The organism is Gordonia sp. 135 (genome assembly GCF_009720185.1).
Lineage (GTDB): Bacteria > Actinomycetota > Actinomycetes > Mycobacteriales > Mycobacteriaceae > Gordonia > Gordonia alkanivorans.
On the sequence record NZ_CP046257.1, the window covers coordinates 4,864,138 to 4,880,523 of the forward strand.

General features: G+C 66.6%; 15 protein-coding genes. 8 read left to right on the plus strand and 7 right to left on the minus strand.

Annotated features, from left to right (window positions below):
• Nucleotides 1-101 precede the first annotated feature (101 nt).
• Nucleotides 102-1,088: a DUF808 domain-containing protein gene (locus tag GKZ92_RS21975; RefSeq protein WP_196222020.1), complete on the plus strand. Its 987-nt coding sequence runs from the start codon at nucleotides 102-104 to the stop codon at nucleotides 1,086-1,088.
• A 36-nt stretch (nucleotides 1,089-1,124) separates the two neighbouring features.
• Nucleotides 1,125-1,907, plus strand: a complete 783-nt coding sequence (locus GKZ92_RS21980) for a sulfite exporter TauE/SafE family protein (protein WP_035754023.1) — start codon at nucleotides 1,125-1,127, stop codon at nucleotides 1,905-1,907.
• Between the two features lies 1 nt (nucleotide 1,908).
• Here the strand turns inward: GKZ92_RS21980 and GKZ92_RS21985 are convergent, their stop codons facing one another.
• From GKZ92_RS21985 to GKZ92_RS22005, 5 genes are all read right to left on the minus strand, one after another.
• Entirely contained in the window at nucleotides 1,909-3,015 is a 1,107-nt protein-coding gene (locus GKZ92_RS21985; RefSeq protein WP_035754022.1) for an ABC transporter ATP-binding protein, read from the minus strand.
• A gap of 102 nt (nucleotides 3,016-3,117) precedes the next feature.
• Complete coding sequence (locus tag GKZ92_RS21990) at nucleotides 3,118-4,005, minus strand: carbohydrate ABC transporter permease (protein WP_155225635.1); 888 nt, start codon at nucleotides 4,003-4,005, stop codon at nucleotides 3,118-3,120.
• Complete coding sequence (locus GKZ92_RS21995) at nucleotides 4,005-4,964, minus strand: carbohydrate ABC transporter permease (protein ID WP_035754057.1); 960 nt, start codon at nucleotides 4,962-4,964, stop codon at nucleotides 4,005-4,007. Before GKZ92_RS21995 ends, GKZ92_RS21990 begins: the two co-directional genes overlap by 1 nt.
• 2 nt (nucleotides 4,965-4,966) lie before the next feature.
• Nucleotides 4,967-6,316, minus strand: coding sequence for an ABC transporter substrate-binding protein (locus GKZ92_RS22000; protein ID WP_155225636.1), 1,350 nt, complete (start codon nucleotides 6,314-6,316; stop codon nucleotides 4,967-4,969).
• Nucleotides 6,313-7,356: a sugar-binding transcriptional regulator gene (locus tag GKZ92_RS22005; RefSeq protein WP_035754019.1), complete on the minus strand. Its 1,044-nt coding sequence runs from the start codon at nucleotides 7,354-7,356 to the stop codon at nucleotides 6,313-6,315. The genes GKZ92_RS22000 and GKZ92_RS22005 overlap by 4 nt, the downstream gene beginning before the upstream one ends.
• Before the next feature lie 123 nt (nucleotides 7,357-7,479).
• Between GKZ92_RS22005 and GKZ92_RS22010 the strand changes: the two genes are divergently transcribed.
• The 4 genes from GKZ92_RS22010 (at nucleotide 7,480) to GKZ92_RS22025 (ending at nucleotide 12,284) form a co-directional block, all read left to right on the plus strand.
• Nucleotides 7,480-8,520 (plus strand): NAD(P)-dependent alcohol dehydrogenase, encoded by a 1,041-nt coding sequence (locus GKZ92_RS22010; RefSeq protein ID WP_042375998.1) that lies wholly within the window; start codon nucleotides 7,480-7,482, stop codon nucleotides 8,518-8,520.
• On the plus strand, nucleotides 8,517-9,992 hold the full coding sequence (locus tag GKZ92_RS22015; protein WP_035754018.1) for a mannitol dehydrogenase family protein: 1,476 nt from the start codon (nucleotides 8,517-8,519) through the stop codon (nucleotides 9,990-9,992). The genes GKZ92_RS22010 and GKZ92_RS22015 overlap by 4 nt, the downstream gene beginning before the upstream one ends.
• Complete coding sequence (locus GKZ92_RS22020) at nucleotides 9,989-11,383, plus strand: FGGY family carbohydrate kinase (RefSeq protein WP_035754017.1); 1,395 nt, start codon at nucleotides 9,989-9,991, stop codon at nucleotides 11,381-11,383. Before GKZ92_RS22015 ends, GKZ92_RS22020 begins: the two co-directional genes overlap by 4 nt.
• Nucleotides 11,384-11,501: 118 nt before the next feature.
• A complete protein-coding gene (locus GKZ92_RS22025; RefSeq protein WP_042376000.1) occupies nucleotides 11,502-12,284 on the plus strand; it encodes a class I SAM-dependent methyltransferase in 783 nt (260 codons plus the stop codon).
• A 68-nt stretch (nucleotides 12,285-12,352) separates the two neighbouring features.
• On the opposite strand, the gene GKZ92_RS22030 is transcribed toward GKZ92_RS22025, so the two are convergent.
• Together GKZ92_RS22030 and GKZ92_RS22035 are read right to left on the minus strand one after the other, a co-directional pair.
• Nucleotides 12,353-13,183: an aldo/keto reductase gene (locus tag GKZ92_RS22030; protein WP_035754016.1), complete on the minus strand. Its 831-nt coding sequence runs from the start codon at nucleotides 13,181-13,183 to the stop codon at nucleotides 12,353-12,355.
• A gap of 159 nt (nucleotides 13,184-13,342) precedes the next feature.
• Nucleotides 13,343-14,248, minus strand: coding sequence for a MurR/RpiR family transcriptional regulator (locus tag GKZ92_RS22035; RefSeq protein WP_006357776.1), 906 nt, complete (start codon nucleotides 14,246-14,248; stop codon nucleotides 13,343-13,345).
• 193 nt (nucleotides 14,249-14,441) lie between these two features.
• On the opposite strand from GKZ92_RS22035, the gene GKZ92_RS22040 reads away from it, so the two are divergent.
• Together GKZ92_RS22040 and GKZ92_RS22045 are read left to right on the plus strand one after the other, a co-directional pair.
• Complete coding sequence (locus GKZ92_RS22040) at nucleotides 14,442-15,788, plus strand: aromatic ring-hydroxylating oxygenase subunit alpha (protein ID WP_155225637.1); 1,347 nt, start codon at nucleotides 14,442-14,444, stop codon at nucleotides 15,786-15,788.
• The gene (locus tag GKZ92_RS22045; protein ID WP_155225638.1) at nucleotides 15,785-16,384 is read left to right on the plus strand and encodes an aromatic-ring-hydroxylating dioxygenase subunit beta; all 600 of its coding nucleotides are present in this window, start codon (nucleotides 15,785-15,787) and stop codon (nucleotides 16,382-16,384) included. Before GKZ92_RS22040 ends, GKZ92_RS22045 begins: the two co-directional genes overlap by 4 nt.
• The last annotated feature ends 2 nt before the right edge of the window (nucleotides 16,385-16,386 follow it).

The window sequence follows — 16,386 nt, forward strand, 5'->3', positions numbered from 1 at the left end:
CGATCCGGGCGAACGGATGACCGGCCTCGCCGTCGTCTTCGGCATACTGTTCGATGACCGAAGCTCATCGAGCATGTAGCTCACCGAACCGGGAGGTCCCCGTGGCCAGTGGTCTCGTCGCCTTGCTCGACGACATAGCGACACTCACCCGTGCCGCCGCCGCGTCACTCGACGACATCGGCGCTGCGGCCGGCAAAGCGAGCGTGAAAGCTGCGGGTGTCGTCGTCGACGACACCGCGGTGACCCCGCGCTACGTCGACGGGTTCACCCCGGACCGCGAGCTTCCGATCGTCCGCAAGATCGCGATCGGATCGATCCGCAACAAACTCCTGGTCATCCTGCCCGTCGCGATGATCCTCAGTCAGTTCCTCCCCCAGGCGCTGCCGTACCTGTTGATCGCCGGTGGTTTGTTCCTCTGCTACGAGGGCGCGGAGAAGGTCTACGAGGCGATCGCCGGAGGCCATCACGAGGAGGAGTCGGGCTCCCGGAGGGGCGATCCCGAGTTCGAGAAGCACATGGTCAGCGGCGCGATCCGCACCGATCTGATCCTCTCGGCCGAGATCATGGTGATCTCGCTGTCCTCGGTCGAGGAGGAGCCGTTCTGGACTCGCCTGGGCGTTCTGATCGTCGTCGCGTTCCTGATCACCGCACTCGTCTACGGCGTCGTCGCGATCATCGTGAAGATGGACGACGTGGGGCTCGCGCTCGCACAACGGGAGTCGACGTTCAGTCAGAAGATCGGCCGCGGGCTGGTCACCGCGATGCCCAAGATCATGTCGACGCTCACCGTGGTCGGCATCGCGGCGATGCTGTGGGTCGGCGGGCACATCCTCATCGTCAACGTGGGTGAGGCCGGCTTCCACTGGCCCGCCGACCAGTTGCACCACGTCGAGCACTGGTTCGGCGAACTGGTGCACGGCGGCTTCGGCGGCGTGCTGTCCTGGACGGCCGGAACCGTCCTGTCCGCAGTCGTCGGCCTGATCGTGGGCGCGATCCTCGTCGCGATTCTCCATGTCATCCCCAAGCGCAAGAAGAAGGACGCGGCCCCCCGGCTCACTGAGAAGCACCCCTGGGATTCACCCCGGTGACCGACCCACCCGAGACACCGGGCACCCTCAGAAGTCGTGAGCACATGGGAACTGTTGGCCGTCCTGCTGGCCGGTGTGGGTGCGGGCGCGATCAACGCGGTCGTCGGTAGCGGCACCCTGATCACCTTCCCGACGCTCGTCGCGTTCGGGGTCCCGCCGGTCAGTGCGACCATCTCCAACGCCATCGGTCTCGTCGCGGGCGGAGTGTCCAGTACCTGGGGATACCGACGTGAACTCGAGGGCCAGTGGCCGCAGCTGCGATGGCAGATCCCCGCGTCGTTCGTGGGCGCGATCGTCGGCTGCTGGCTGCTGCTCCATCTGCCGGAGACGGTGTTCGAGGCGATCGTGCCGATCCTGCTGGTGGCGGCTCTGATCCTGGTCGTCGTGCAACCGTGGATCCAGAAGTGGGTCGGTCGTCGGTCCACCGCGCCGACGCACCTGGGCACGCCGCGCCTGACCCCCGCCCGCATTGCCGCGATGGTGGCCGGCACGTTCGCGGTCGGCATCTACGGCGGGTACTTCACCGCCGCCCAGGGGATCATGCTGATGGCGATCCTCGGTGTCGTGGTCCCCGACCACCTGCAGCGGATGAACGCCGCGAAGAACCTGCTGTCCCTGGTCGTGAACGTCGTCGCGGCCGTCACCTACACGCTCGTCGCCTTCGACCGGATCAACTGGTCGGCGGCCGCAGTCATCGCCGTCGGCTCACTCCTCGGCGGCGTCATCGGGGCCCGCTACGGTAGACGACTCTCACCCCGCGCATTACGCGGGGTGATCGTCGTCGTCGGCCTGATCGGGTTGTGGCGGTTGCTGGCCTGAGTCAGACCAGGCGGTCGCCGGTGGACGGATCGAAAAGATGAACAGCTGTGTCGGACTGGCGCAGCCGGATGCCTTCGCCACGCTTGGCCGGTGACCGTTCCGCCGACCGCGCGACCATGACCATCGATTCGCCGTCGAGACTCTTCACCGACTGATCGGCGAGGTTGGCGTAGATGTAGGTCTCGCTGCCGAGCTCTTCCAGCAGCGCGACCTCCGCCTCGATGCCGGTGCCACCGTCGGCGAGGGCCAGGTGTTCGGGGCGGATGCCGACGATCACCGAGTCGAGACCGGAACGACGCAGAGCCGCCTCGGATTCGGCGTCGATGTCCACCGTGCCACCGGAGATGGCGACGGTGCCGTCGGTGACGGGTGCGGTGAACAGGTTCATCCCCGGCGAGCCGATGAACCCGGCGACGAAGGCGTTGACCGGCTTGTCGTAGAGATCGGTGGGCGTCGAGAACTGCTGCAGCTGGCCGTTCTTGAGGACCGCAACCCGGTCTCCCATGGTCATGGCTTCGACCTGGTCGTGGGTGACGTAGACCGTGGTGGTGCCGAGACGACGCTGCAGTGCTGCGATCTGGGTGCGGGTCTGGACGCGCAGCTTGGCGTCGAGGTTGGACAGCGGCTCGTCCATGCAGAACACCTGCGGTTCACGGACGATCGCGCGTCCCATCGCCACACGCTGGCGCTGACCGCCGGACAGCTTGGCCGGCTTTCGGTCGAGGAAGTCGGTGAGGTCGAGCAGTTTCGCGGCCTCGGCGACCTTGCGCTTGCGTTCCTCCAGAGGCACACCACGCATCTTCAGCGCGAAACCCATGTTCTCCCCGACGGTCTTGTTCGGGTACAGCGCGTAGTTCTGGAAGACCATCGCGATGTCGCGGTCCTTGGGCGCGACGCCGACCATGTTGTCACCGCCGATGCGGATCTGCCCGGAATCGATCTCCTCCAGGCCGGCCAGCATGCGCAGTGCGGTGGACTTGCCGGAACCCGACGGTCCGACGAGGACGACGAACTCGCCGTCCTTGATGTCGAGGTCGAGGGAGTCGACGGCCAGCTTGTCCGCGCCCGGGTAGACGCAGCAGGCCTTGTCGTAGGTGATGGAAGCCATGATGTTCTCCGGTTCTGTCTCAGAGGTTTTCGAGTCGGTGGGTGCGGGCGGTCATTTGATGGCGCCGAGCTGGGACTGGTGCCGCGGCACGCGACCTCCGCTTCACTTGATCGCGCCGAACGAGAGCCCGCGGACCAGCTTGTTCTGGGCGATCCAACCGCAGATGACGACCGGCAGTGCGGCGAGGACGGACGCTGCCGACAGCTGCGCCCAGTAGAGGCCCTGCCCGGACATGAAGCCGGTCAGGAACACCGGCATCGTCTGCGCGTTGACCGCGGTCATGTTGACGGCGAAGAAGAATTCGTTCCACGAGAAGATCACGCAGATCAGGGCGGTGGCGGCGATCCCGGGCGAGATCAGCGGAAGGATGACCTCCCGCACCGAGGTCCACAGGCTCGCGCCGTCGATGCTGGCGGCCTCGAGCAGTTCGCCGGGGACCTCGAGGAAGAAGGACCTCATCATCCACACGGCGATCGGGAGGTTCATCGCGGTGTAGAGGATCACCAGAGTCCAGATGCTGTCGAGCATGCCGATCTCGCCGACGATCACGTACAGCGGGATGATCGCCGCGACGATCGGCAGCATCTTGGTGCTGATGAAGAAGAACAAGGCGTCCTTGGTCTTTCGCACCGGCCGCAGTGACAGGGCGAATGCGGCGGGTACGCCGAGCAGCAGCACCAGGATGGTGGAGACGATGGTCGCGAACAGCGAATTGAGCAGCGGTGTCGCGATTCCCGCGTCGAAGACGTCGCGGAACTGTTGCAGCGTCGGTTCGAAGAAGAAGGTCGGCGGGTTGGTGGCCGCGTCGCTCTCCTGCTTGAACGCGGTCAGGACCATCCACAGGACGGGGAAGAAGAATCCGATCGCGATGATCCAGGTGACCGCGGTCAACAGACCCCCTCGGGGGTTGCGGCGTCGTCGGATCTCCCTGCCGGGGCGCTGTTCTGCGGGTTCGGTCGCAGTGCGGTCGGGGCGGATGTCGGTGCTCATCAGGCCGGCTCCTCTGTTCCGGAGAATGATTTGAAGATCAGACGCAGCGCCAGCGTGGCGACCACGATCGTGCCGACCACCGTCACGACACCCATCGCGGCGGCCTGACCGATGTCGAAGCCGAGGAAGGCGCGTTGGTAGATGTAGTACGAGAGGTTCGAACTCGAGACTCCCGGGCCACCCGAGGTCATCATGTACACCGCGTCGAAGGTGTTGACCAGGTAGATCGCGCCGAGCACGGCGCCGAGTTCGATGAACCGCCGCAGGTGCGGCAGCGTCAGCTCACGGAACAGCCGGAAGCTCGTCGCACCGTCGACGCGGGCGGCCTCCTGGACGTCGCGGGGCATCGACTGGAGTCCGGCAAGGATGAGCAGCATCATGAACGGCGTCCACTGCCAGACCAATTCGGCCATGACGCTCATCAGGGGGAACTCCGAGAGCCAGTCGACCTTGACGCCGAACGGGCTCAGCATCCAGTTGACCAAGCCGTTGGTGGGCGACAGCAGGCTGGTCTTCCACAGCAGTGCCGCCGCCACCGGTGTCACCAGGAACGGGGTGATCAGCAGGGTCCGAACCACGCCGCGTCCCAAGAATTTCCGGTCGAGAAGCAGCGCGAAGATCAGTCCGAGGATCACCGAGATCAGCACGGTGCCGACGATCAGCAGGATCGTGTTGACCGTGACCCGCCAGAACTGGCTGTCACCGAAGACCGCGACGTAGTTGTCGAGGCCGACGAACGCCCGGGAGTCGGGACGGACGAGGTTCCACGACTGGGTGGAGTAGTACAGGGTGAACACGAACGGGACCTGCGTGACCACGATCATGAAGATCAGGGCCGGCAGCAGGGGTCCGCGTCGCCGCCACCCCTCCGCCCGCGAGATGCGGTCGCGGGATGACGTCAGTGGTGTCCGCTCGGGCGAGGATTCCTCGGGCGAGCGCGTCGAGACTGCGGTGGCCATGATCACTGCTCCCTCTGGTAGGACTTGCCGACGACCTCGGCATACTCCTGGGACTGGGCCAACGCGTCCTTGACGCTGATCTGTCCGGCGATGGCTGCCGAGATCTGTTGGCTGACACGGGTACCGAGATCCTGGAACTCAGGGATCGCGAGGAACTGCACCCCGGTGTAGGGCACCGGCTGCAGAGTGGGCTTCAGCTGGTTCGCGGCCTGCATCGAGGTCAATGTCTGCTCGGCGAACGGCTTCGCGAGTTCCTTGTACGCAGGCAATTCGTACGTCGACAGCCGGCTGCCCGGCGGAACGTGGCTGGGTCCGAGCTTCTCCGACACGTATTCGATGTAGCTCTTGCTCGTCATCCAGCGGATGAACGACCACGCCTCGTCCGGGTGCTTGCTGCTGGTGGGGATGCCGAGCGACCAGGTGTAGAGCCAACCGTTGTCCTGCTTGGCCATGCTCGGTGCGGGGAGGTAGCCGACGTCGCCGGCGATCGACGAGGTCTCCGGACTCTCGAGGACCGAGACCGCCGACGTCGCGTCGTACCACATGGCAACCTGCCCCTGGGACAGGAGATTTCCGCACTCCTGGAAGCCCGACGACGACGCGCCGGCCTCACCGTGGTTACGGACGGTGTCGACGTAGAACTGCACGGCCGCCTCGACTTCCGGGCTGTCGAGCTGTGCGTTCCAATCCTCGTCGTACCAACGGCCGCCGAAGGCGTTGATGACGGTGTTGAGCGGAGCGAGCACCTCACCCCAGCCGGGCTTGCCGCGCAGGCAGATCCCCGCAGTGCGCTCGTTGTCGAGCTTCTTCGCGACCTCCGCCACCTCGGGCCAGGTCGGATTCGCTGGGAGCGTGACCCCGGCCTGCTCGAAGAGCTTCTTGTTGTACATCAGAAACGACGACTCACCGTAGAACGGCGCCGAGTACATCGACCCATCGTGTGACAGAGCGGTTTTCAGCGTCGGGATGAAGTCGTCGGCGTCGTACTCCGGATCAGCGTCCATGTACGGGCTCAAGTTGACCAGCCAGCCGTACTCGCCCCACATCGGGGTCTCGTAGTTGCTGATCATCACGACGTCGAACTCGCCGCCGCCGGTGGCGACCGACGCGGTGATCTTGGCTCGCGCCTCGTTCTCCGAGAGTGTCACGAACTTCACCGAGACGCCGGGGTTCTGCTCTTCGAACTGGTCGGACAGCGCGACCGCGTCCTGCATCTGGGAGTTGGAGACCATCGCGACGGTGATCTCGCGCCCGCCTCCACCGGTGAGGGAACCGGCGCCGGAACAGCCGGTCATCACCAGCGTCAAGGTCGCCACCAGGGCGCCGAACATCCGGGGTCGGGAGAACTTCATTGTTCACCTTTCTCTTGCAACACAAGCCATTCCGCCGTGGGGACGTCGGTGACCAAGATGGTGGCGTAACCACCGCGGAGAGCACCGAGGATGGACTCCCGCCGGTGCTCACCACCGGAGACCAGGATCGAGGTGGGGCAGGCGCGGACCGCGTCGAGGGAGACCGAGACGGTCCGGTCGACGAGGCTCGATGCCACCGCGTTTCCGTCTGCGTCGTAGAACCGGCCGCCGATCTCGCCGACCGCGCCCAGTTCGACGAGTTCGTCGAGCACGATCGCGTCGATGAAAGCGCCTTCGAAGAGGGTGGTCGAGGTCGAGACCGAACCGACGCCGAAGAGCATGACCTGCGCACCGCGGGCGGCCGAGAGCGATTGCGAAAGAATCGAATCGCGGTTGACGGCGGTGACCGTCTCGGGATCGACGTAGAGCGGCGCGACCAGGCGCAGAGGCCGGGCGTGCAGGCGTTCGGAGAAACGCGACAGGGCGTGGTCGACACCCGTGTGGTACTCCACCGACGTCATCGAACCGTCCATCTGCACAACCCGCTGACAGGAGGCTGCGGCTCCCATGGCGTCGGCGACCGCGACCTGCTCGGGCCCCCAGGTGAACCCGAAGGTGTCCGCGGCCTGGATACGTCGGGTCAGAACCGACGCCCCGGCCCGCCCCAGTGCAGCGTTGCCGGTGGTCGATCCGTCGGCGACCTCGTCGATCACCAGGACCTCGTCCAGACCGAACGTCTCCTCGACCGCGCGTTCGAGCTCGGTGTGGATCGACGACGACAGATGCGGCGGCGCCGAGACCGAGACGTGGACGAGTCCCTGCGCGCGGGCGCGGGCAACCAGGCGGCCGGCCGTGGGTCGGGAGACTCCGAGGCGGGCGGCGATCTCCGCCTGGGTCAGGCCTTCGAGGTGGTACATCGTCGCGGCGCGGACCAGCAAGCGCAGATCCTGGCCGGCGTCGGTGCCGCGCGGCCCCGCCGCCCGTCCCGACGAACCCTGTTGGTCGTCGGCGGTGTCGACCGACTGCTTACGAGGTGCCATCGATGGCCTACTCCGGTTCTCTTGTGAGCAGATGCTCACTAGCGGTGAATATGCTCAGTAAGCTAACATCCTGGTGTGACCCACGCAACAACCGATACGAACGTTCCGGGCGCTCCACAGGTGATGCGGGCCGGCGTTCTGCACCCGGACCTCTCAGTCGGCACCGAAACCCGCAGGTCACCGCGGCTCGCCCGCGGAGATGTGCTGGTCGAGGTGCGGACAGTCGGCGTCTGCGGCTCCGACACCCACTACCTGCGCCATGGACGCATCGGGGACCACGTCGTGGACGCACCGCTCGTTCTCGGTCATGAGGCGTCCGGGGTGATCGTGGCGGTCGGCGACGGAGTCAGCCCGAACCGTGTCGGCGAACGCGTGTCCATCGAGCCGCAACGACCCGACCCGACCACCGCCGAGACCAAACGCGGCGACTACCACCTGTGTCCGCACATGGAGTTCTACGCGACGCCGCCGATCGACGGCGCCTTCGCCGAATACGTCACCATCGGAGCCGATTTCGCGCATCCGGTACCGCCGGAGGTCTCCGACGAGGCCGCGGCCCTGTTCGAACCGCTGTGCGTGGGCATCGCCGCACTCCGCAAGGCGGCGGTCGCGGCCGGCGACTCGATCCTCATCGCGGGCGCCGGACCGATCGGGTTGATGATCGCCCAGGTCGCCCGCGCGTCGGGTCTGGCACGCATCGTGATCAGTGAACCCGACGAGCAGCGGCGCCAACGCGCAACCGACTTCGGTGCCTCGCATGCTATCGCGCCCGGCGAGGACACCGACCCGGTCGATGCCTTCGTCGACGCGAGCGGCGTTGCTGCCGCCGTCCGGGACGGAATGACCCGGGTCCGACCCGGCGGTCACGTCGTACTCGTCGGAATGGGTTCGGACACAATGGAACTACCGGTCACGCTGATCCAGAACCGAGAGCTCGTGGTGACCGGCGTCTTCCGGTATTCCAACACCTGGCCGACCGCCCTTGCCCTTGTCCGGACCGGCGCCGTTGACCTCGACGCCATGGTCACTGCACGGTTCGGTCTCGACGAGCTCACCGACGCCCTCAACGCCGACCTCCGGCCCGGGAACATCAAGGCCGTCGTCTATCCCGGCATCTCGGAGTGGCGCGCCGCCGACCAACAGACAGGAGAGGCTCGCCGATGAGCACCCCGCTGAACGCCGAATCGTTGACCCGCATCGACGGGGCCGCCGTTCCCGCGTACGACCGCACCGCCGTCACGCCCGGCATCGTGCACTTCGGAGTCGGCGCGTTCCACCGCGCGCACCAGGCCATGTATCTCGATCGACTGCTCGCAGCGGATCCCGCCGCGAAGGAGTGGGGTATCTGTGGTGTCGGGGTGCGGCCGGCAGATTCCGCGATGCGCGATGCGCTCGTCCCCCAGGACGGCCTGTTCACGCTCACCCTGAAGCATCCGAACGGTGACACCGAGACCGCCGTGATCGGGTCGATCGTCGAATACCTCTTCGCGCCCGACGATCCCGAGGCAGTCCTGGAACGCCTCAGCGATCCGGCCACCCGAATCGTGTCGCTGACCGTTACCGAGGGTGGGTACAACTTCTCCCCCGCGACCGGCGAATTCGACGCCACTAACCCCGACATCGTCGCGGACCTCGAGGGCTCGGCACCGCCGGGCACGGTCTTCGGCCTGGTCACCGAAGCACTCGCCCGACGCCGCGAACGCGGAATTCCGTCGTTCACCGTGATGTCCTGCGACAACATTCAGGGCAACGGACACATGGCCCGGTCGACGTTCCTCGCCTACGCACGGCTCCGCGACGAGGGCCTCGCCGACTGGATCGAGACGAACACCCGCTTCCCCAACTCGATGGTCGATCGCATCACTCCCGCTACGCCTCCCGACCTCGCCGACGAGGTCGCCGCACGCACCGGGATCGCCGACGCGTGGCCGGTGGTCGCCGAACCCTTCACCCAATGGGTGCTCGAAGACGACTTCTCGATGGGCCGCCCGGCCCTCGAAACAGTGGGCGTACAGGTCGTCGACGACGTGATCCCCTACGAGCTGATGAAGCTGCGGTTGCTCAACGCCGGCCATCAGGCCCTGTGCTACTTCGGATATCTGCTCGGCTACCGCTATGTCCACGACGCCGCGTCGGATGCGGACATCCGAACCCTGCTGCGGCGCTACATGATCGAAGAGGGCAGGACGACGCTACAGGCGATGCCCGGCGTTGACGTCGAGTCCTACATCGACACCTTGCTCGAGCGCTTCGCCAACCCGGCGATCGCCGACACGATCGCGCGGCTGTGCCAGGACTCGTCGGACCGCATCCCGAAGTGGTTGCTGCCGGTGATCCGCGAACGTCTGGCATCCGGGCAGCGTAGTGAACTGGCCGCGGCCGTCGTCGCGAGCTGGACCCGATACGCCGAGGGCACCGACGAACAGGGTGACCCCATCGACGTCGTCGATCCCCTGGCCGCGGAGCTCGTGCCGCGGGCCAAGCGCTCGCGCACCGATCCACTGGCGTTCGTCGCCGATCCCGACTTGTTCGGGACCCTCGCCGAAGAGGAGGGATTCACGACGCCGTACCTGGCCACGCTGGATTGCCTGCGTACCAAGGGCGCACGCGCCACACTCACCGAGCTGCTGTCATGACCCTGGTAGCCGGGATCGACTCATCCACCCAGTCGTGCAAGGTCGTCATCTGCGACGCCGAGACCGGGACCGTCGTCCGGTCGGCGAGCGCACCGCACCCGGCCGGTACCGAGATACACCCCGACCGGTGGTGGGATGCCCTGTGCAACGCCATCTCCGGGGCCGGCGGATTCGACGACGTGGCCGCGGTGTCGGTCGCGGGACAGCAACACGGGATGGTGTGTCTCGACATCTCCGGGCAGGTGGTACGAGATGCCTTGTTGTGGAACGATGTTCGTTCGGCGTCGAGCGCCACCGATCTCGTCGACGACCTCGGCGGTCCGGGAGCATGGGCGGAGGCCGTGGGCGTGGTCCCGGTTGCCGCCATCACCGCGGCCAAGCTGCGCTGGCTCGCCGACAACGAACCCCGGGACGCCGATGCCACTGCCGCAGTGTGCCTTCCCCACGACTGGCTCACCTGGCGGCTTCGTGGCAGCGCCGACATCACCGAGCTGACCACCGACCGCAGCGACGCGTCGGGCACCGGTTACTTCGGCGCGGCCTCCGGCGAGTACCGCAAAGATCTGCTGGAACTGGCTTTTCGCGGGCGGAGCCCGCACCTGCCGACCGTCGTCGGAGCAGGCGATCGCGCAGGAACCACCTCGGACGGGACGGTCGTGGGTGCGGGGGCCGGAGACAACGCAGCAGCAGCCCTCGGACTCCATGCCCGACGCGGGGACGCGGTGGTGTCGCTCGGGACGTCGGGCGTGGTGTGTGCCGTCTCGAACACCGCCCCCAACGACCCCGACGGCCTGGTCGCCGGTTTCGCCGACGCGACCGGCCGGCACCTGCCGTTGGTCTGCACCCTCAACGGTGCGCCGGTACTGGCCTCGACGGCGAAGATGCTCGGTGTCGACCTCGACGAGTTCGCACGGCTCGCCATCTCCGCCGAACCGGGCGCCGGAGGGTTGACGATGGTGCCCTGGTTCGCGGGCGAACGCTCCCCCAACCTCCCGAACGCCACCGGGACCCTCACCGGCATCACCGCAGCCAACTTCGGTCCGTCGTCGATCGCCCGCGCCGCGGTCGAGGGGCTCATCTCGTCCGTCGTGTACTGCCGGGAGAAGATCGAGGACCAGGGAGTGCGCGTCGACCGCGTCCTCCTCACCGGGGGCGGTGCGAAATCGGCTGCGGTGCGGGCTATCGCGCCGGCACTCTTCGGCGGCGAGGTCGAGGTCCCCGCGGACGGTGAACACGTGGCACTCGGCGCAGCACGCCAGGCTGCCTGGGCGTTCGCCGGCGAACTGCCGGAGTGGAAGGCGGCTCGCGAAACACTCACCGCAACAGCCACCCCTGAGGTGTACGCACGCTACCGCGAGATCGCGGGCGCAGTCGCCGCCTCCGCTCGCTGATCCGAAAGAGGGCGACACAACCCGGCAGCAGAGGGGCGCCCCGGTTTCAGGCGAACCCGCCCGCACCCGCCTGGAGCGGTGGACCATGGAGGCCGATGCTCCGACGGCGGGAGAAGCGATGGCCGACTGGGATGGTGCACGGTACGCGAAGGTGAGTGGGCTCCAACGCATGGTCGCCGAGGAGTCGATCTCCGGTCTCGCGCTCATCGGGAACGAACGTCTGCTCGACGTCGGCTGCGGGGACGGGTTCATCACGATGCTGCTGGCGGAGCGATTGCCCGAGGGATCGGTGGTCGGCGTCGACGCCTCCCACCGGATGATCGACCGTGCCCTGGCGCGGGTGCCATTCGACACGCTGCGTGTTCAGTTCCACGTCGACGACGTGCTGGCCTTGCCATTCGACCAGGACTTCGACATCGCGGTCTCCTTCAACGCCCTGCACTGGGTGCACGACCAGGGAGAGGCGTTGCGGCAGATTGCGCGAAGCCTCGTCGACGGCGGGCGCGCGGTGCTGCAGATGGTCTGCGCGACCGACCGGCCGAGCATCGAGGACGTCGCCATGCAGGTCGCGACCGATCCGCAGTGGGCCGGAAGTTTCGAGGCATTCGACGCGCCGTACGAACATGTGGAGCCCGCCCGTTTCGGTGAACTCGCCACCGCGGCCGGCTTCACCGTCGACGACCTGACGGTGAAGAACCTGTCCTGGACGTTCGATTCCGTCGAGGACTTCCACGCCTGGTTCACCGTCGGCTCCCCGGACTGGACGAACCGGCTCCCCGACTCGGAGACCGACCGGTTCGTCGCCGAGGTGATCGAGAGATACCAGTTGACGGTCGGCGAACCCGCGCTCTTCCGGTTCAGCCAGTTGCGTGCCTCGCTGACCAGACGAGCCGGCCACTGAGGAGGAGGCAGAAAACGGGCGGGCCACCTGTTCGGGTGGTCCGCCCGCTAGCGCCCCGACAGGTCAGGTCAGGGGATGTAGTTGAACGTGTCCGGATCGGGGCCGATGCGCTCATCGGCGTTGAGGCCCTCGATCGCTGAGACCTCGTCGTCGGACAGCTCGAAGTCGAAGAGCGCGAAGTTCTCCTCGACGCGGGCGCGCGTCACCGACTTGGGGAAAACGATGTCGCCGCGCTGGATGTGCCACCGGAGCGTGACCTGGGCGGCCGAACGTCCCTTGGCCTCCGCGATCTTCGTGATCACCGGGTCGTCGACGACCTTGCCCTGCGCAATGGGTGACCATGCCTCGGTGGCGATACCGTGCTCGAAATTGAAGGCCCGCAGAGGATTCTGCGACAGGTACGGATGGACCTCGATCTGGTTCACGGCCGGAACCACGTCGGTTTCGTCGAACAGGCGCCGCAGGTGCGCCTGCTGGAAGTTCGAGACACCGATGGCACGTGCCTTGCCGTCGGCGTAGGCCTTCTCCAGCGCCTTCCAGGTCTGGACGTAGTCGCCCACCTCGGGCAATGGCCAGTGGATCAGGAACAGGTCGACCTGGTCGACGCCGAGATCGGCATTGGTCCGGTCGAGCGCCTTGAGCGCGTCGTCGAAGTCGTGGAAGCCGTTGTTGAGCTTGCTGGTGATGAAGACTTCGTCGCGGGCGAGGCCTGACTCGCGCAGCGCCTCGCCGACGCCCTTCTCGTTGCCGTACATCTCGGCGGTGTCGATGTGCCGGTAGCCGACCTCGAAAGCGGTCAGCGTCGCGGCCCTGGTGTCCTCCGGCGGAACCTGGAACACGCCAAATCCCAACTGCGGGATGGTGATGCCGTTGTTGAGCGTGATGTTGGGGACTGTCATACGCGATCTGTCCTTTCGTTGCAGCGAGACGAGGGCCTACCTCGACAGGCGGGTCGCCGGTCATCCGACACGCGGGCCCGGACTCGCACGACCATGTTCAGGTTCAAGGCACGCGGAGGCGGGGGATATTCCTGACCACCCCTGACCTGCTCCGATGCGTCAACCCTTACGCGGAAGGCGACGCTGCCGTTCCTCGGCGAGCTGCATCTCCTCGAAGTCGGCGAGTCGGTTCCGCGCCGGCTCCCCGAGCTCTTTCGTCACCAGCGAGACCAGCAGCTCGGCGAGGACGAAGCCGTGCGCCATGGAATCGAAGGGGCCCGGACCGGTGTGACTGGTCGTCAGGACCGACGCGGCCTGCGACGCCAGCGGTGACAGGTAGACGTCGGTGATCAACACGAGTTCCGCGCCGCGCTCGGCAGCGCGCAGTCCCCATTCGATCGTGGTCTGCTGGTACCGCCGGTAGTCGAAGAGGACAGCCACGGTGCGATCGTCGACATCGGTCATCGCGGCCATCCGGTCGCCCGAATTCGGTTGCACCAGAACGACACCCGACCGGAGCATCCGGAGATACTGGTGTAACTCGGCGGCCAGCACCGAGGTGAACCGGCCGCCCAGGAGCATCACGCGCCGATCGGTGTCGGCGAGCGCGGCAACCGCGCCGGCCAGGTCGGCCCGCGACAGATTGTTGATGGTCGCCCGGACACCGTCGGTGTAGAGCGCCAGCGCATCGGCGAGGTCGGCGTCATCCGCCGGCCCGGCCCGGTCGACGCCGGGATCGTCGGTCGGGTACACCGTCACCGGGGAGAACAACCGCGTCTGAACCTCCGCGCGCAGGGACTCCTGAAACGCGCCGTAACCGGGGAAGCCGAGTTTGCTCACCAGGCGCAACGCCGTCGGCGCGGAGACCTGCGCCTCCGCCGCGAGTTGCGCGATGGGAACGAGACCTGCGGTGGGATACCCGTCGGTGAGGGCCGCGACCACCCGAAGTTCACCGGGGGCCAACGATCCGCGTACCTGACGGATGCGTTGCGCGACGGTCCCCTCCAGCGGTGCACCCTGAGCCATGGGCGAAGTCTAGTTGTCGTGGTCGGGTCGGGACGGACCGAGACCGCTGCCCACGCCCACGATCCGCGCATCCTAGACGGGCAAGAGTCCAAATACCCGGAAACAAACGTTTTACACGTTACGTCTACACAATCCCGCGTAACAGATGTAACGTCACTCACATCCCCCGGTTCAGCTCGACCAGGAAGCAGCGATGACCTTGCAGAACAGCCCGTCGCACGCACCCACCACCACGTGGGATGCACCGCAGACGACCGCCCCCCTCGATGGCCGATGGTCCGATCTCATTCAGCACGACCGCGTCCACCGCACGCTTTACGTCGACTCCGCCGTCTTCGACGAGGAGATGGTGAAGGTCTTCGGCGGTCAGTCGTGGGTGTACCTCGCCCACGAGTCCCAGGTACCCGACCCCAACTCGTTCCTGTCGGTCCGCATGGGCCTCCGACCCGTCATCGTCACCCGCGATCGCAAGGGTGGCCTGCACGCGGTCTTCAACCGGTGCGCCCACCGTGCGGCGACGGTGTGCCGCGAGGAGTCGGGCACCGCGAAGAGCTTCCAGTGCCCATACCACGGCTGGACGTTCCGGAACACCGGTGAGCTGGTCGGCGCACCGTGGCCGTCGGGATACGGCGAACTCGACAAGGAGCGGTTCGGCCTCACCGTCGTCCCCCGCGTCGAGAGCTACCGCGGCTTCATCTTCGGCACGATGAACACCGACGCCCCTCCGGTCGACGAGTGGCTCGGACACGCCCGGCCCTGGCTCGACTACTGGATCGACCGCTCCCCCACCAGTGACGTCGTGGTGAAGTCTGCGGCCTACCGGATGGGTTACCGCGGCAACTGGAAGCTGGCGTTCGACAATGCCGGCGACGGTTACCATCCCGCGTTCTCCCACCGATCCCTGCTCGAAATGGCCTCTCGTATGGGCGATTCGAAGGACATGTCGTACTTCGGCAAGACCCCCGACGACGGACCGATGAAGGTGTACTCGCTGGGCAACGGGCACAGCGTCATCGATCAGCGTCCCGTGTACGAGGGCCCGGGCAGCTTCTGGGCCAATCAGCGCCCCCAGCCGGGCCGCGAGCGGTTCGAGGAGAAGGTGCGCGCCGAACACGGTGACGACGCCGACCGGCTCCTCGACCTGGCCATCGGTGCGCAGATCAACCTGAGCATCTTCCCCAACCTGCTGGTCATCGGAAACCAGATCCAGGTCGTCGAGCCGCTCGCGGTCGACCGCACCCAGCTCACCTGGCATGCCACCTCGATCGGCGGTGTCCCCGACGAGATCAACACCATGCGGATGCGCTCCCAAGAGGACTTCCCCGCTTTCGGCGAACCCGACGACCAGGCCAATTTCGAAGAGGCGCAACGCGGTCTGGCCGCGCCGGAAGCCGAGTGGGTCTTCATGAACCGCGGCCTCGAAGCCGACTGGCAGACCGTCGAGCACGACGGCGTGATCCGCAGCGCGGTCACCGATGAGATCCACATGCGCGGCTACTACGAGGAGTGGCAGCGCCGGATGCGAGGAGCACAGCGATGAATCTCGACCGCCTCCCGGACACCTACGCCGACACATCGTCGTTCTCGTACCACGTCGACGCCGACTGGTACGACGAGCTCGACCGATTCCGACAGGTCCTGTCCGACGACTGGCCCATCTCTCAGCCGACCGAATGGCATGGCGCGCAGTCGTTCCTGTTCGCCGAGGCCCGCCTGATCGACAGTGGCCGTTTCAATGACTGGCTCGACCTGTTCACCGGGGACTGCCTGTACTGGGTTCCGGTCACGGCCGGTGGTGGCGACCCCCGTCGCGAGGTCAGTCACGCCTTCGACGACCATCGTCGTCTCACCGACCGCGTCTACTGGTTGCGGACCGGTCTGGCCTACAGCCAGCTGCCGCCGTCACGCACACGACGACTGATCACCAACGTCGAATGTCTCGACCATCCGGACGGGCTCCGGTACGTGCGCTCCAACTTCGTCGTCCACGAGATGCGCGCGGGCACCGCGAAGACCTACACCGGCTGGTACGGGCATGTGCTGCGCGAGACCGACGACGGCTGGCGGATTCGGCTCAAGTCGGTCAACCTCATCGACTCCGAGCAGTATCACGAGAACCTGACCCTGGTGTTCTGACC

Coding starts and splice junctions, on each gene's coding strand:
- GKZ92_RS22045 (WP_155225638.1), top strand. CDS start 15,785: ATGAATCTCGACCGCCTCCCGGACACCTACGCCGACACATCGTCGTTC.
- GKZ92_RS22025 (WP_042376000.1), top strand. CDS start 11,502: ATGGCCGACTGGGATGGTGCACGGTACGCGAAGGTGAGTGGGCTCCAA.
- GKZ92_RS22005 (WP_035754019.1), bottom strand. CDS start 7,356: ATGGCACCTCGTAAGCAGTCGGTCGACACCGCCGACGACCAACAGGGT.
- GKZ92_RS21995 (WP_035754057.1), bottom strand. CDS start 4,964: ATGGCCACCGCAGTCTCGACGCGCTCGCCCGAGGAATCCTCGCCCGAG.
- GKZ92_RS22030 (WP_035754016.1), bottom strand. CDS start 13,183: ATGACAGTCCCCAACATCACGCTCAACAACGGCATCACCATCCCGCAG.
- GKZ92_RS21990 (WP_155225635.1), bottom strand. CDS start 4,005: ATGAGCACCGACATCCGCCCCGACCGCACTGCGACCGAACCCGCAGAA.
- GKZ92_RS22035 (WP_006357776.1), bottom strand. CDS start 14,248: ATGGCTCAGGGTGCACCGCTGGAGGGGACCGTCGCGCAACGCATCCGT.
- GKZ92_RS22010 (WP_042375998.1), top strand. CDS start 7,480: ATGCGGGCCGGCGTTCTGCACCCGGACCTCTCAGTCGGCACCGAAACC.
- GKZ92_RS22040 (WP_155225637.1), top strand. CDS start 14,442: ATGACCTTGCAGAACAGCCCGTCGCACGCACCCACCACCACGTGGGAT.
- GKZ92_RS22020 (WP_035754017.1), top strand. CDS start 9,989: ATGACCCTGGTAGCCGGGATCGACTCATCCACCCAGTCGTGCAAGGTC.
- GKZ92_RS22000 (WP_155225636.1), bottom strand. CDS start 6,316: ATGAAGTTCTCCCGACCCCGGATGTTCGGCGCCCTGGTGGCGACCTTG.
- GKZ92_RS21985 (WP_035754022.1), bottom strand. CDS start 3,015: ATGGCTTCCATCACCTACGACAAGGCCTGCTGCGTCTACCCGGGCGCG.
- GKZ92_RS22015 (WP_035754018.1), top strand. CDS start 8,517: ATGAGCACCCCGCTGAACGCCGAATCGTTGACCCGCATCGACGGGGCC.